Source organism: Chryseobacterium sp. TQ-BC-N36, assembly GCF_058382295.1.
Map to the genome: position 1 here is coordinate 2,663,342 of NZ_CM178175.1, position 15,112 is coordinate 2,678,453.

Consider the following 15,112-nt stretch of genomic DNA (forward strand, 5'->3'; position numbering starts at 1 on the left):
GCTCTATGAAATGAACAGATCAAAGTAACGAGAATCAAAAACCGGAAACTACAGTATAATACACCAAATTCAGAATTAGGTAATTATACTCAATTGACGGCCAAAATCTTAAGAAAAAAGGAGACACCTTAATGGATGTCCCCTAACCTAAATTTAAAACTGAGAAGCACTGTAATTAATTTCTAATTTCATTTAACGGAACTGAAGCAGGTATTTTTACAATGGAACGAATCCAAAGATCATTATTGGGTACATTGGTTCCATAAAGAAAATCTGCCACAAAGCTGTCTTCCGGCAAATGGAGTTCTTCAGAAAGCCTTGTCTGGCTATTCTGATCAACAGAGGTATTACTGGAAACATTCAATCCGTGATTGATTAGTTCAATATTCACTTCCTGTTGTGACCTGTACCGGAAACTTTTACTATATAATCCAAAGTTTGATGAAATATGGATATAGTCTGCAAATTTTCCAAAATCATATATTGGCTTCCTGCTTCCTGAAAGATCTTTTATATATTCTTTCATTTTTATATAAAAACGATTGAGAAAAGAATGCCTGTTATAATCTGTTCCAAAATAAGCCTGATTTTCTATACTGAAAACAGATCCTGTCGTATTGGTTTCATCCATCATCAGTTTTCCATATATTTTCGAAAGTTCATTATATACCTTATCCCTACAGACATATGCCTGTGAAAGTCCGTTAACAGTCTCTACTCCGTAACCTGAAAGCAGAGCATCCCATATTTTATCTCCTTCAGCACTCATCTTTGCACTTCTGATATCTGAAACATAATGATGAAGGTCATCAATATTCATAAAGTCTGTAGAAATATAAACAGACTGTGGTCCCTCCAAATAACCGCCTCCTACATCAGCATGATCTCCCGGCACAAAAATTTCTTTCCAGACGGATGACTGATGTTCAGATTTCTGATCCTGCATAGTCTTTGAATTTTCAAAAAACCCGGTTAGCGGAAAGAAAAAACGGCTCTCATTAACTGCACAGATATGGAAAGCGTTCTCTACCTGGGCAGGTATATTCAGAGCATAGGTATTAAATGGCTTGGATTCTACGGTATCAAAAACTCCCAAAAATTTGATCCGGCAATGATCCGGCGCATAATAATTCAAAAGCTGATTACAGAAAGTTCTGGCCAGCATTCCTCCTCTTCCAAATCCATAAATATAGAAATGGTATTCTATGGTTTGATCATGGGTAACCTGTTGCACAAAATCTTCTGCCTTCTGAAGTTTATCATCTGATGAATAACCGCTACCATAAGGCGGATTTGCGCAGGTTGCCATCGCAAAATTATTATCTTCACTCCCTGATACGGTACCAATTCCCTCGATATAAATTTTTTCATCTCCAATGAATAAACTGTATAATTTATAGATGTTGGTAAATGTGCCATAATAGCTTTCATTATTGTTCAGCGGTTTGTCCGGTGAAAGAATATTTACTCCATTATTTCCTGTACCGTCAAAGAAAATCCCGACGGAAATCACTCTGCTATTCATGTTTTACTTTAATTTTTTATTACAGATCCTGTTTGTGTTTTTTAACTAAAAACCTCTAAAAGAGACAATTCAAAATAACAGAAGAAAAATAAGCCTGACTAGAGTGAAAAGTACCAAATAAAAAATTCCGTATTTCTACGGAATCATATTATATTTTTTCAAGCGTGTATATATTGTTGACAATAGCATAGATAACGATTCCCACTGTATTTTTGGCTCCAATCTTCTCCAGGATACGCTGACGGTGGCTTTCTACCGTTCTTGGACTGATAAAGAGTTTTTCGCCTATTTCGTTATTGGTAAATTCCTGACAGATCAGTTTTACGACATCTTTTTCTCTTTCAGAAAGCTCATCTTCTGTGTCAAAAAGAGAATTCTTCTTGGCAGAACTGTTCATATAGGTAAACAGCATCTGATGATCTTCAGCCGTGAAAAAGACTCCGTTTTTATCTACCATGGTGATGGCCTCAATAAATGTCTTTTTATTTGAATTTTTGGGAAGGAATGCCGACACTCCCAACTTGACCATATATCCCAGAATAGATGTTTTGTAATGGGATGACAGGATAATAATTTTAAGATCAGGATATTTTTCCTTCAGAATTTCTACCAGCTCAAAGCCATTCATTGGTTTCATCTGAACATCCACAAGGGCAATATCAGGAAATTCATCTTCTGAAAGTTTTCCGAGGTCTTCTATAAAATCCGGGCCGTTATCTGCAGTAAGGCACACCGAGATATTTTTTTCATTGGACAGCAACATTCTTACCCCTTCAAGGATCAGCTGTTCATCATCAATCAGTGCTAGTTTGATTTGGGAACTCATGATATTTTGGAATTTTAATAATTAAACGACTTCCTTTATTTAAAAAGGTTTTTTTCCATTTGTGTGTGGCGTTCATCGATTTGATACGGGATTCTATATTTTTGATTCCCATACCCTTTTTCACCTCTTCATATTCAAACCCCTGTCCGTTATCTGAGATAACAACCGCCATATTTTCAGGATAATCTTTGATATAGATCCAAAGATCCGCTGCATCCGAATGCTTGATCACATTAGTAGTAAATTCCTGAATAATCCTGTACAGCTGCACTTCTACAAAAAGATCTTTTTTTTCATATCCCGGCATAACCTGCAGGGAAATATTTATTTTGTGAGAAAGGTTGGCGATCAGTTCTTCAACATATAATACCAGCCCTACCGATTCCAGATTAACAGGGTATAATGAATGAGAAATACTTCTTGCAGCATCAATCAGAGAAGACATCTGCCCGTAGATATTTTTTTTGATCAGCTCGTCACCCTGTGTATCGAGATTATTCAGCCATAAGGAAAGAATATTGAGACGGTTTCCGATATCATCATGAATCATAACCGCAATTCTTTTTCTTTCTTCTTCCTGGGCCTTGATGTTTTCCAGTACCAGTTTTTTCTGGTGCTGAACTTCTGCCTCATGCTGTACATTCTTTTCCTTTATAATCCTGATGATAAAGGCTCTGTAAGCTAATAGAATAAAGGATACTATAACTGTTATGGTAACAATTATAAGGATCAGCAGATTGATATTTAAAGTTACTTCTTTAATTTTAAAAAAGTGTATAAAAATGAACAGTACAAGATACTCGAAAGAATATTATTGGCACTGAGAATAGTATAATAATCGTTTTCCGACAGATTGGCAATCTGATGCTGAATGATAAAAATAAACACCGAAACAGAATAATAGAAAAAAATACTGGCATCCACCAGGAGAAAACGGTTCTGTGCAGAGGTATTTTTAATCTCACGAATCAATGTAAACCCTGAAAGACAGATAATAATGATATTGGAAATCACTTTTGCAATATCGGCATTTGCAGGATACCCAAAACCATATTGGGAAATCATAAAACCCGCAGCCAGCAGACCTACAGCTCCAAGTACAGATTTCGGCCAATCCAGTTTTCTGATAAATAAGGCCGTCAGTAGAAAAAATTCTCCTGCAATATATAAAGGATAAAGGAATGAAGTATCATTAAGCCTGAAGAGGTAAGGCAGAGCCAGATTCAGCAGCTCAATAAAAAAAAGAAAAGCAATACAATAATAATACTGCTTTTCTTTGTGATATAATATACGGTATTTTACTGCTCCCAATATTATAACCGATAGGAGCAGCCCATAGTTCAGGAATAAAATTGCCTTATAAAGTTCAGCCATTCCTCAGTGTAACTTTTTAGAATTCACATCCAACATCCACATCCGGAATACGGCAGATAGGAGGACATGGCTTTGCCCAGTCGTAGGTATTTGAAATAGTCTGTACTCCATTTTCTGCATCCTTAAGATTTTCAAGGAAAGAGATAAAGATAAGAGTTACCAGCATTTTACCATAAATATCATTGTATTTAAGACCAAAAGAACAGGTAATTCCTGCTAACCCCTGGTTATCAAGGCAAAGATCCGCTGTAGGAACATAGAATTTTCTAAAAATCCCGTTTCCTGCATTTTCTCTGCATTCTTTGTAAAACCAGTCCATCCCTTCATTTCTCCAACGTTCAATAGCATTTACGGCTACATCCTGCTCAAGAATTGGTGTACTGGAAACCGGAAAAGCCATATTGGAATCTTTCTCAGTTTTTTCTAAACTTTTGGAAAGCACTGCATTTTTAACAACGGTATATTCCTGGATTTCCTGAAGTCTCAGATCATGATCCAATTCAGTAAGGAAGCTGTATGGGTATTCTTTTACATCTACTTTATCCCCTTTTTCGTTCATAGGATAGAGAATCATTATCAAACGCCCTTTGTATACTCCTATTGCTGAACAAAAGTCTTTATAATTACTAAAGCCTTTCATCCATTCAAGATGTTCTCTTGAGATATTAAAAACATAGTTCGTAGGGATAAGGCTTTGCAGTTTTGAAAAATCAGAAAAACAGGATTTCCACTCATTGGCTGCCGCTCTGCATTCTTCCACAGGCAGCATGTAGTCTACAATGTTTAACGTTGTCATAAGCATAGTTTTTTTGGTTGTATAAAAATATGCAAACTAAATATGCTATGCAAGAGGATTTTTATTAATAATTTTTCACAGTGATATGATAACAGCTTTGCTGCTTTTCTTTAATATAGCAGATTCTACCGGCTTTTTCATAATATTTCAATACTTTTTCCAGAGCAGCTTCCATTTTCGGATTATACTTCAGTACATTATTGAATCTTACATAAGAGATATCAAAAGAGTTACCATAGTTGTGGGAACTAATTCCTAATGAGGCATTCCCGTTTACTCTTCTCAGCCTGCACTGGTCTTCAAGAGTTCTGGTAATGGATGAAACGGTAAAGGTCCCGCCTTTTGTTTCTTTATGGAACCTGGCTCCAATCTTCTCCAGTGTTGTTTTTGCTTTGGAAACCATATAAGCCCTGCTGTAATCCAGTCTTTGGACCTGATACCCCTTACCTGATTTTTTTATCTTGTGGAACTTCCCGTTATTGATATACTTCTGCACCATTTTGGAATCTTTCAGCAGCTGAATTCCGAAGCTCTTTGAGGCATCAAGATGAGATTTATAAAGGGGAGTAGGTTCAACCTTCAAGACAGCAGCAAGATCATAGCATGGAAAAGATTTTTTTGCTGCCTGTGCATAATGTAAACTATAAATAAAAGGTACAAAGACCACACAAAGAAATTTTCTCATTCACCATCCTTTTAAATTACAAATGAAAGATAAAACATTTATGATATCTCTTTCAATACTGACTATAACACTCTCTAAATAAATCCCAAACAAACTTTACACCAAATTATTGATTTTGTAATTTTTGTTCCCTGTTTTTTGAAATATTTTTTCAGTTTTAACTTTTTACTTTAAGATTTAAATTTTACATTTGAGATACATTTAAACATAAACAACATGATAAAAAAACTTTTTGCTGAATTTTTCGGCACATTTTGGCTTGTTTTCGGAGGGTGTGGAAGCGCTGTTTTTGCAGCCGGTGTTCCAGATATTGGCATCGGACTTTTAGGAGTTGCTTTGGCCTTCGGTCTTACTGTTCTTACCATGGCTTATGCTGTAGGGCATATCTCAGGAGGGCATTTTAATCCGGCAGTATCCTTCGGGCTTTTAGCAGGTGGAAGGTTTCCTGCAAAAGACCTTATTCCTTACATTGTGGCCCAGTGTTTAGGAGCAATTGTTGCAGCGGGCTGTCTGTATACGATCCTCAACGGTGCCGGAGCAGTAGAATTCTCGAAACCCGGAGATTTTGCTACGAACTTTTACGGTGAAGCCGTTTACAATGGAAAAGCTTTCAGCATGGGAGCAGCTTTCCTGGCTGAGTTTTTATTAACAGCATTCTTCCTTATTGTGATCATGGGAGCTACGGATAAATGGGCTAACGGTAAATTTGCCGGTCTTGCCATCGGTCTTGCTCTTACTTTGATCCATCTGATCTCTATCCCGATTACAAATACCTCCGTAAACCCGGCAAGATCACTTTCTCAGGCAGTCTTTATGGGTGGAATTGCTATGTCACAGCTTTGGCTGTTCTGGGTAGCCCCTATACTGGGAGGAGTTGTAGGAGGATTGATCTACAAATTCCTGCTTCAGAGAGACACTGCTGAAATTGCTGATTAATTTCTTAAATACCATTCAATGATAAAAATCCTGTCAGGCGGCAGGATTTTTTGTTTTATGATTTCTGATAAATTGTTCTTCCCTTATTTCAGCTTTTTGATGTCAAAGGGATTTTTAAAGATCAGTTCTTCGTGTTTTCCTTTGATTTCCATTTTACGCTGAAGAAGATTCAATGCTATTTTTCTTATAAAAAGATCTTTATCATTCAGTGTCCAGTAAGAATCTTCATGAAGCTTTTTAGGCTGGCGGATCTGGTAAAATTCGGTTTCCCAGGTATCTACATTATGATAGAATTCAATGATTCCGCAATGTTCCGGGATAAGTTCAGCATCTACCATTCCCATCGGAAGTAAAAAACTGAAAGAATTGCACATATAATCTCCACAGGAAATTTTATCATGTTTCAGAAACTTTTCTCCGGTATCTTTATTCAGGTATGATTTTTTGAAATCATTTTTAAAATCACTTTTTGAAAGTTTGATTTCAATTTCATGACTGCCGCCTTCTGCATCAATGATCAGAATATCTGCTTCCCAATCTGCCTGAAAATAATTGGTCAGCACAATTTCTTTTTCAAAATCGCAGTAGGTATGAATATAGGCGTGTATAAGTTCTTCTATTTTAATCATTGTTATGACTGTAAAATGTACAATGTACAATGTAAAAAGTATTAATGATAATACAATTCATTAATGGTAAATGTTGTAACGCAATGTTCACAAAGCTTTTATTTGTTTGTTGTTTAAAGCTTCGCAAAGGCATTTCACTCAGCAAAAATTGCAAATCATTTATCTCTATGATGATGAAATCCAGATTTTAAAGCAAAATTTCAGACACTAATTAAAAATTGACAAGCGAAGCGAATTGACGATTCACAATTGTTTTCTCAGGTTAGCTAACCAGCAGACTGCATCCCCTGATATCAGAATGGTCTATTCTTCCCAATACCTGAAACTTATCTCCCGTTATTTTTCCTAAATCCTGCGTTGCAATAAATGAGCAGGAATGGGTATTGGCAAGATCAATGATATTGATTGCTCCCGTCCGGCCTTCTTTTTCATAAGCTAAAGGGTCCTCTGCATTACGAACCATGATCCTCATCCAGTTTGGACATTCGTATTCGTTATTCCCAAGGGAATAGGCCTGTGATAGCAGTTCCGTCATAGAATATTCGGAATAAATCTTATCTGTATTAAGACCTTCCTGGAGAGTTTTTAAAAGCTCATCCTTTGTCATTTCCTCTTTTCGCCCTTTCATTCCTCCGGTTTCAATCACGATTAAATTTTCAGGAAAATTGAGAGACTCCTTGCTATGTTCGTGATGACAATAATCAAGAAAGTCAAGAAGAGCAAAGGAAACTCCGAAAAGAATAACTTTCCTACCCTGCAGCCTGTTCAACAGCTCAAAAAGTTCAGCATGATTGTAAAGAAAATATCCGTTTTCAGGCATGGCAGATTTTTTCATCAGATAATCTACCATATAGATCAGTGATGAATGCTGCCTCTCAAGATAGCTTGGCAGTAAACCCAGAAAAATATAATCTTCCGGTTTTCCTATAAACTGTGTGAAACTCTTATAAATGCTTTCTTCATAAAGCTCAGTATCTGCAATGAAATGTTTTGAAAGATTCATCTGAGTGGTACCCGAACTTTGAAAAAAAAGATCTGCAGTACTATTTTTATCCAGAATCTGATGATTTTTAAACATTTCGATAGGAAGAAACGGAATTTTCATCAACTCATCCACCTCATCGGGATTAACATTCAGATAGTCAACGAATTTCCTGTATATTTCAACATTTTCATATTGATAACGAAATGTTTTCAATGCTGCATTCAGGAAATCCTGTTCCGTCTGTATGTTGAATATATTTTTCAGTTCCATAACTTTTTGAATTTCTTAATCCCTCACTACAAAGCAATTATAGTGATAAAATATTATTTATTTAATAATTTTTAATGTGCTGAACCTATTTTGGTAAACTTATTGCAATTACTTATCCGGAATATGGATTAAAAACAAGAATGGGCTTCCACCCGTTCGAAAGTTACCTCTTTTAGAGGTAATTTTTTTTGCTTTTATTTTTCAAAAATTTTCAGTTCAAAATCTTTTTCGAATACTCCATAAGTAAAATAGGAAATCCAGTCTCCAAGATTGATATATTTTGCATTCGGTTCCAGATCCAATACCATAGGCAGGTGCCTGTGTCCATAGATAAAGTAATCGATCTTCTGAGTCTTCAGCTTTTCTTTGGAATAAATGATCAAAAACTCTTTATCTTCTCCCAGAAATGCCTTGTCTTCTTCCCCGGAGATCATTTTATTTTTTTGGGAAAGATATAATGCAATTTTCATCGCAATATCCGGATGAAGCCATTTGAAGAACCATTGTGCTACAGGATTTGTAAATAGTTTTTTCATTCTTTTATATCCTTTGTCACCAGGCCCCAATCCATCTCCATGAGCCAACAGGAATTGCTTCCCTCCCATTTCAAAATACTGTTTCTGATAGAATACGGTACACCCGATTTCTTCTTCCAGATAATCTTTCATCCACAGATCGTGGTTTCCGACAAAAAAATAAATATGAATTCCCCTGTCTTTAAGTTCTGCAATTTTCCCAAGTACCCGGACATATCCTTTAGGAATAACATGCTTCCATTCATGCCAGAAATCAAAAAGGTCCCCCATTAAAAACAAAACCTGAGCATCTTCTTTGATCTCGTCCATCCAGCGTATAAACCTCTCTTCGCGCACTTTACTTTCCTTTGGTGTAGGAGCACCAAAATGCTGATCTGAAGCGAAATATACTTTTTTTCCAGGTTCTAAGTTAATTGTTGTTTTTAACACCTTCTGAGTTTTGTGGGGTAAAATTACTGATTATCTTCTGCAAACCATTCTCCATAAGAGTTTTCTGTCTCATGAAGCTTAAGATAAGCTAAAGAAATTCCTTCGGGAAGTTTTGATTTTATTTTGGCTGCAATGGCATACAGCATGTTTTCGCAGGTTGGCTGGAAACTGCAATAGATTACTTTATGTCCTTTCTGCTCAAGATCATCCCCCAATTCTTTGTGGGGAGACAATGCATTGACAAGAACTGCATGGTCCCATACATCTACGATCTCAGATTTTACGATACTTTTGATATCTCCGAAATCTACCACCATCCCATTTTTAGGGTTATCAATATCATTAATCGGCTTTCCTTTCACTGTCACAAACAGCTTATAGGAATGTCCATGCATATTTTTACATTTCCCATCGTAGTTATAAAGCACGTGAGCAGTTTCGAATGTAAAAATTTTTGTAATACGTATCATACTGCAAAGATATGACAAAACCGCTTAACACAGAAAAGACTGTTTCTATTACAGTAATATTAATATTTTTTTAACAGATTTTCAATACCATTATTACTTTATCGTTTTTTCGAATCTGTTCATGACTTTATATTCTCGATCTTTTATAACAATATCATAATTTCCTTTATCCAGGATCAAATAACGGTTGTCTCTAGAAGTCTTGAGTTCAATGATATCAGCAGGAATTCCTTTTTGTTCGTACTCCTCTTTTCTGTAAGCAAAAATCAAAGCAGGATATTCTGAAACTTCAGAAGCCGGAATCTTATACAGTTTTCTATTATCCGTCAACATCCAATTGGGTCTGCCTTTAACGTATTTTGTAATGGGATGAATGATTTTAACGTCAGTATACAATTCTTTGTCTTCGCCATTATATATTCCCTGATTTTCATCTTTTAAAACGACAGGAACAGTATTCCTGATCAGCCTTAACAGTGGCTCATGAAACTTCATATCACTTTTTTCTGAAAACTGAGTCTGGTCAATGGTAAACGGATTGATCCCTGTAAGATCAGAAAGCCGTCCCGCCATCGTTTTTTCCCAGGATTTATGAGTTCCTTCAAAAGCATGCTGATAACCACAATAGATCAGATATTTTCCGACTTTGTTTTTCTGCATAAAATCGAAGATATTTTTTGCCTCTCCAATTTCCCTTTCCTTGTTATTTCCTTCAGCTTCGTATGGAAAAAGTTTAAACCCAATTTTCAGGGCATTGTAAATAAAATTTCCAAATTCGGGTTCTTTGGAATAGTAGCCGCTGCTGAGGGTAGCAAACTTTCCTATATGTAATGAATCATTCGCTAACGTTTCGATTCCTAAATACCTGTACCCCTCGTCATATAACCCCTGAAGTAAAGAAGAGGCAAACGTTCTGTGGCTGGCGTTATGATGAGCTTCGTTGATAATAACAATCTGCTCATTCCTTGCTCTTTTTAAAATATAATCTTTAGCATTGGCAGGAGTTAGTTTTGAATATTTCAGACTATCTGCAGCAGTCAGCTTTTTCATCCTTCCGAAAGTAATGTCCCAGCTTTCCAGTGCAGATTGATACTGTCCGCTTATTGAGTAATACGTTGCTCCCATCTGACTTCTCCAGGATTGACTTTGGGTGGAGTCTGCCACTTCCTTTTTTATGTCATCTGAAAACCGGTAAGGATTTTCCTGACTGTAACCTGTTACACTCAACAGTAGTGAAGTGAATGAATAGAAGAGTTTCATGTATTCAGTTTTGATTTGATGCATATGGTTAAAAAAACTTCTCCAGCCAGTCGCTTTCCAGTCGCTTGATCTTTTTAGCTTCCGGGTCAAACAGAATCCAAAGCGTACTTGAGTCAACCACAAGCTCATCATTACAGTAAAATTCAACTTTTCTTGGCTGTTTGGCACCTTCGGGAGCCATCGGATAAGTTCTTACGGTAATAATATCATTAAGATACACCTGTTTTTTATATTGGATATGGTGATCCAGAAGCATCCATGCATCATTGATATATTCTGTTTTATGTTTTAAAAGATCCCAGTGTTCAGCTGCTACTTCTTCTACCCAGTGCACATACTGTACATTATTCACATGATTGTTCTGATCAATATGTTCTTCCGTTACTTTGATCTGCTTTTCGTACATTAAATTCATTCTCCTGAAAGTTTACTCAAATTTATCATTTTAAAACAGAACTTTCTTACTCTTACCTCATACTTTATACATAAAAATACGGAATCAGCAGACCTGATTCCGTATTCATATTCAGCAGATGAAATTTCTTATTTAGATTTCCCAGCCGGCTTGGCAGTTGTAGCAGAAGCCCCCAATTTACTTTTTACAAGCGCTGTGATATCTTCGCTTCCATCGTTGTAAACGAGGTTATTGGTTTCCTGAGATGCTATATCAAAAACATAATTGATACCTCTTTCCTTAGCAGCTGCAGAAATAGCAGCCTTTACTTTTTGCTGTAATGGAGTAAACAATTCATTTTGTTTTGCTGAGATATCTTTAGCCGCCTGAGCTCTTGATTCTTCAATTTTTTTACCAAGATTCTGCAATTCGGTCTGAGCAGCCATAAGTTCTTTAGTCACTGCTTCTTTATTAGCTTCACTAAGCGTTTTTTCTTTATCCTGCGCTGCCTTCAGTTTAGTCTGATAATCTCCGATCAGTTTTTCAATTTCTGTCTGCTTGGTTTTTGTCAGGTTATCAACGGTTGCACTTATTGTTTTTACTTCAGATAAACTTGCAAAAATATCATCAGTGTTCACGCTTCCAATTTTCTGTTGGGCTTTCGCAGCATTTGCAGTAAGTGTTAATCCTAATGTAATAAAAAGTACTTTGATTAAATTCATTTTTAATAATATTTTTCGTCCTCAAATATAATTCAAATTTTCATTACTTATTCTCTGACATTTATTACTTTATTATTTTAATGTTGGATTGATTTTAAAATAGCCTTAAAAAATATTCAGCAGAGAAAAACCTTCCCCAAAAGAGAAAGGTTTAACATCAAAAAATATGGAAAAAAATGGCTAATGGAATTGTGCCGTTTCTGTAGAATCTTTCATCGCTACCGTAGTTGAAGAGCCGTTGGTAACAATATTCTGTATCTCATCGAAATATCCTGTCCCTACAAAAGACTGATGCTTCACAGCCCTGAATCCTTTCTGCTGCAAGGCAAACTCACGTTCCTGCAGTTCTGAATATCCGGCCATGCCTCTTTCTTTATAAGCTAAAGCCAGTTCAAACATAGCGGTATTCAAAGCATGGAATCCTGCCAGAGTAATAAACTGGAATTTATAGCCCATCTTAGCAAGTTCCTCCCGGAAAGTAGACATTTCTTCAGTACTCAGCTTTGCTGCCCAGTTGAATGAAGGGGAGCAGTTATAAGCAAGCATTTTACCCGGAAATTTTTCATGAATTCCTTCTGCAAATCTTCTGGCCTGCTCCAGGTCAGGATTGGAAGTTTCCATCCAGATCAGGTCTGCGTAAGGAGCATAAGACAGACCTCTGTCTATCCCCTGCTCTACTCCGTTTCTTACTACATAAAAACCTTCAGAAGTACGTTCGCCGGTTACAAATTTTTTATCCCGGTCATCAATATCTGAAGTCAGTAAATCTGCCGCGTCAGCATCCGTTCTTGCAATAATAAGGCTTGGAACGCCCAAAACATCAGCAGCCAGACGTGCTGCAATTAATTTATTCACTGCTTCCTGGGTTGGCACCAGTACTTTTCCACCCAAGTGTCCGCATTTTTTTGCAGATGAAAGCTGATCTTCAAAATGTACGGCTGCTGCTCCTGCCTCTATCATTTGCTTCATCAGCTCAAAAGCATTCAGATTACCTCCAAAACCTGCTTCAGCATCTGCAATAATAGGCACCAGATATTCTTTATCACCTGTTCCGTTCACAGATTGTACCTGATCTGCTCTCAATAAGGCGTTATTAATCTTCTTGACAACAGCAGGCACTGAATTGGCCGGATATAATGACTGATCGGGATACATTTCTCCTGATAAATTAGCGTCTGCTGCAACCTGCCATCCTGAAAGATAAATTGCCTCCAGGCCGGCATCCACTTCCTGTACCGCCTGATTACCGGTTAATGCACCAAGCCCTGCTACATAATTCTGGTTATTTAGTTTATTCCAGAATTTCCTGGACATTTCTGTCGCAATGGTATAATCTATGGTATAAGAGCCGCGAAGTTTCAGAACTTCTTCTGCTGTATACGGCCTCTTGATACCGTTCCAGCGTGGGTTTGTCAGCCAATCTTGCTCAATAGCCTGGATTTGTTCTTGTCTTGTTTTCATAATATTTGGATTTTGTTTGATTAGGTTTGAAAGTAATTTTGTTACCAGATGCTGGTTATATTGTTACTGTTAAATGATGATCTGGCTTCAACCAGCTAGTATAAAACCAGCAACCTATATTTTACTATATAAAAGGATATGCTTTCAGGGTTAGAAATTCTTCAAAGTTCTCACAGAAGATCAGTTCATTGAAAAGTTCTTTGGCAAGATTGAATTTTCCGTTCTTAAAACAGGCCTCTCCTACGTACTTTTCAATGTGGTCCATTTCTTCTTTTTCCCACTGCAGAACCATATTTCGGGTCAATGTTCTGTCGTCACTTAACACCGCTTCATTTTTCAGCCATTGCCAGATCTGAGTTCTTGAAATTTCTGCAGTAGCCGCATCTTCCATCAGATTATAGATGGCCGCAGCACCAGTTCCCATGAGCCAGCTTTCCAGGTAAAGAATTCCTATATTGATATTTTTTCGGACTCCTTTTTCGGTAATATCCCCTTTGGGAATTTCCAACAGGTTACTTTCAGTAATATGATATTCAAATTTTTTATCAATCTGGTTGTGGGAAGGCATATATTGGTCAAAAACTTCTTTAGCTACGGCTACCAATGCCGGATGTGCCACCCAGGTTCCGTCATGACCGTTTTTAACTTCACGCTCTTTATCGTTTCTTACTTTTTCAAAAGCCTTCTGATTAGCTTCTTCATCATCTTTTACAGGAATCTGTGCTGCCATACCGCCGATAGCATGTACATTTCTTTTGTGACAGACTTCGATGACTCTTTTTGAATAGGCACCCATGAAAGGTGAAGTCATGGTCACCTGATCCCTGTCCGGAACAATAAATTCCGGCAGGTTTCTGAACTTTTTGATATAAGAGAAAATATAATCCCATCTGCCACAGTTAAGACCGGCACTGTGTTCTTTTAATTCAAATAAAATTTCGTCAATCTGAAATGAAGCAGTGATGGTTTCTATTAGAACAGTAGCTTTGATGGTTCCTTCCTGAATCCCCAGATAGTTTTGGGCAAAAACAAAAACCTCATTCCACCAACGGGCTTCTTTATAATGTTCCAGTTTCGGAAGATAGAAATAAGGACCACTTCCATTTTCTAAAAGCTGTTTTGCATTTCTGAAAAAATAGATTCCAAAATCAATCAGCGAACCGGAAGCTTTCTCTCCATTGATTTCAATATGTTTCTCCGGAAGATGAAGGCCACGGGGACGGACCTGTAAGACAGCAGTGTCTTCATTAAGAGTATAAGCTTTTCCTTTTTCATTGACAAAATCGATGTTTCTGTTTATAGCATCAGAAAGATTAATCTGTCCCTGGATACAGTTTTCCCATACCGGCGAGCTGCTGTCTTCAAAGTCAGCCATAAATGTAGACGCTCCGGAATTCAAGGCGTTAATGATCATCTTACGGTCAACAGGTCCCGTAATTTCAACTCTTCTGTCCAGCAAATCTGCCGGAAGTGGCGCACACACCCAGTTCCCTTTTCGAATCTCTTCTGTTTCTTTTAAGAATTGAGGGAGATTTCCCGAATCAAATTTCTGTTGTGTGTTTTTTCTTTCTTCTAAAAGTGCAAGCCTCTTATGATTGAAATTCTGATGAAGTGCTATCAGAAAATCTGTCAAATCTGAGGTGAAAATCCCTTCAAACTGCTTCTGTGCCTTTATTTCCAATTGAGTCTTAGTTTCCATAACCTATTGATTTTGTGATTTGATATTACAAACATAAATAAAAATTTTCACAAATAGCGAACGTTCGCTAAATTTATTTAAAAATTATTATGCGAATAATCGCATCTATTATTTA

17 protein-coding genes are annotated in these 15,112 nt (G+C 36.9%); 2 read left to right on the forward strand and 15 right to left on the reverse strand.

The window, feature by feature from the left end; translation table 11 throughout:
* Nucleotides 1-175: 175 nt before the first annotated feature.
* From AC3FI7_RS11930 to AC3FI7_RS11940, 3 genes are all read right to left on the reverse strand, one after another.
* Nucleotides 176-1,525, reverse strand: a complete 1,350-nt coding sequence (locus tag AC3FI7_RS11930) for a phospholipase effector Tle1 domain-containing protein (protein WP_343659604.1) — start codon at nt 1,523-1,525, stop codon at nt 176-178.
* 148 nt (nt 1,526-1,673) lie between these two features.
* Nucleotides 1,674-2,351, reverse strand: a complete 678-nt coding sequence (locus AC3FI7_RS11935) for a response regulator transcription factor (RefSeq protein ID WP_142724984.1) — start codon at nt 2,349-2,351, stop codon at nt 1,674-1,676.
* The gene (locus tag AC3FI7_RS11940) at nt 2,320-2,901 is read right to left on the reverse strand and encodes a sensor histidine kinase (RefSeq protein WP_343659606.1); all 582 of its coding nucleotides are present in this window, start codon (nt 2,899-2,901) and stop codon (nt 2,320-2,322) included. The genes AC3FI7_RS11935 and AC3FI7_RS11940 overlap by 32 nt, the downstream gene beginning before the upstream one ends.
* On the opposite strand from AC3FI7_RS11940, the gene AC3FI7_RS11945 reads away from it, so the two are divergent.
* A complete protein-coding gene (locus AC3FI7_RS11945; protein ID WP_491460184.1) occupies nt 2,893-3,036 on the forward strand; it encodes a hypothetical protein in 144 nt (47 codons plus the stop codon). The two genes, AC3FI7_RS11940 and AC3FI7_RS11945, sit on opposite strands and share 9 nt — an antisense overlap.
* A 65-nt stretch (nt 3,037-3,101) precedes the next feature.
* Here the strand turns inward: AC3FI7_RS11945 and AC3FI7_RS11950 are convergent, their stop codons facing one another.
* From AC3FI7_RS11950 to AC3FI7_RS11960, 3 genes are all read right to left on the reverse strand, one after another.
* Nucleotides 3,102-3,725: a hypothetical protein gene (locus AC3FI7_RS11950; RefSeq protein WP_491460185.1), complete on the reverse strand. Its 624-nt coding sequence runs from the start codon at nt 3,723-3,725 to the stop codon at nt 3,102-3,104.
* A 16-nt stretch (nt 3,726-3,741) separates the two neighbouring features.
* Complete coding sequence (locus tag AC3FI7_RS11955) at nt 3,742-4,521, reverse strand: hypothetical protein (protein WP_228451274.1); 780 nt, start codon at nt 4,519-4,521, stop codon at nt 3,742-3,744.
* Between the two features lie 64 nt (nt 4,522-4,585).
* Nucleotides 4,586-5,206, reverse strand: a complete 621-nt coding sequence (locus AC3FI7_RS11960; RefSeq protein WP_491460186.1) for a DUF5715 family protein — start codon at nt 5,204-5,206, stop codon at nt 4,586-4,588.
* A 219-nt stretch (nt 5,207-5,425) separates the two neighbouring features.
* Between AC3FI7_RS11960 and aqpZ the strand changes: the two genes are divergently transcribed.
* On the forward strand, nt 5,426-6,142 hold the full coding sequence (gene aqpZ, locus AC3FI7_RS11965) for an aquaporin Z (RefSeq protein ID WP_034696881.1): 717 nt from the start codon (nt 5,426-5,428) through the stop codon (nt 6,140-6,142).
* A gap of 83 nt (nt 6,143-6,225) precedes the next feature.
* Here aqpZ and AC3FI7_RS11970 read toward each other — a convergent pair whose 3' ends face one another.
* The 9 genes from AC3FI7_RS11970 to aceB form a co-directional block, all read right to left on the reverse strand.
* The gene (locus tag AC3FI7_RS11970) at nt 6,226-6,771 is read right to left on the reverse strand and encodes a hypothetical protein (protein ID WP_491460187.1); all 546 of its coding nucleotides are present in this window, start codon (nt 6,769-6,771) and stop codon (nt 6,226-6,228) included.
* A 262-nt stretch (nt 6,772-7,033) separates the two neighbouring features.
* The gene (locus tag AC3FI7_RS11975; RefSeq protein ID WP_491460188.1) at nt 7,034-8,026 is read right to left on the reverse strand and encodes a LuxE/PaaK family acyltransferase; all 993 of its coding nucleotides are present in this window, start codon (nt 8,024-8,026) and stop codon (nt 7,034-7,036) included.
* Nucleotides 8,027-8,220: 194 nt separating this feature from the next.
* Nucleotides 8,221-8,991, reverse strand: coding sequence for a UDP-2,3-diacylglucosamine diphosphatase (locus AC3FI7_RS11980; RefSeq protein ID WP_343659612.1), 771 nt, complete (start codon nt 8,989-8,991; stop codon nt 8,221-8,223).
* A gap of 23 nt (nt 8,992-9,014) precedes the next feature.
* Complete coding sequence (locus AC3FI7_RS11985; RefSeq protein ID WP_002976816.1) at nt 9,015-9,461, reverse strand: 6-pyruvoyl trahydropterin synthase family protein; 447 nt, start codon at nt 9,459-9,461, stop codon at nt 9,015-9,017.
* A gap of 93 nt (nt 9,462-9,554) precedes the next feature.
* Nucleotides 9,555-10,721, reverse strand: coding sequence for a hypothetical protein (locus AC3FI7_RS11990; protein WP_491460189.1), 1,167 nt, complete (start codon nt 10,719-10,721; stop codon nt 9,555-9,557).
* Nucleotides 10,722-10,749: 28 nt separating this feature from the next.
* Nucleotides 10,750-11,136: an acyl-CoA thioesterase gene (locus tag AC3FI7_RS11995; protein WP_142724992.1), complete on the reverse strand. Its 387-nt coding sequence runs from the start codon at nt 11,134-11,136 to the stop codon at nt 10,750-10,752.
* Between the two features lie 128 nt (nt 11,137-11,264).
* A complete protein-coding gene (locus AC3FI7_RS12000; protein WP_142724993.1) occupies nt 11,265-11,837 on the reverse strand; it encodes an OmpH/Skp family outer membrane protein in 573 nt (190 codons plus the stop codon).
* Nucleotides 11,838-12,017: 180 nt separating this feature from the next.
* Complete coding sequence (aceA, locus tag AC3FI7_RS12005) at nt 12,018-13,298, reverse strand: isocitrate lyase (protein WP_491460190.1); 1,281 nt, start codon at nt 13,296-13,298, stop codon at nt 12,018-12,020.
* A 124-nt stretch (nt 13,299-13,422) separates the two neighbouring features.
* Entirely contained in the window at nt 13,423-14,997 is a 1,575-nt protein-coding gene (gene aceB, locus AC3FI7_RS12010; RefSeq protein ID WP_491460191.1) for a malate synthase A, read from the reverse strand.
* Nucleotides 14,998-15,112: the final 115 nt, after the last annotated feature.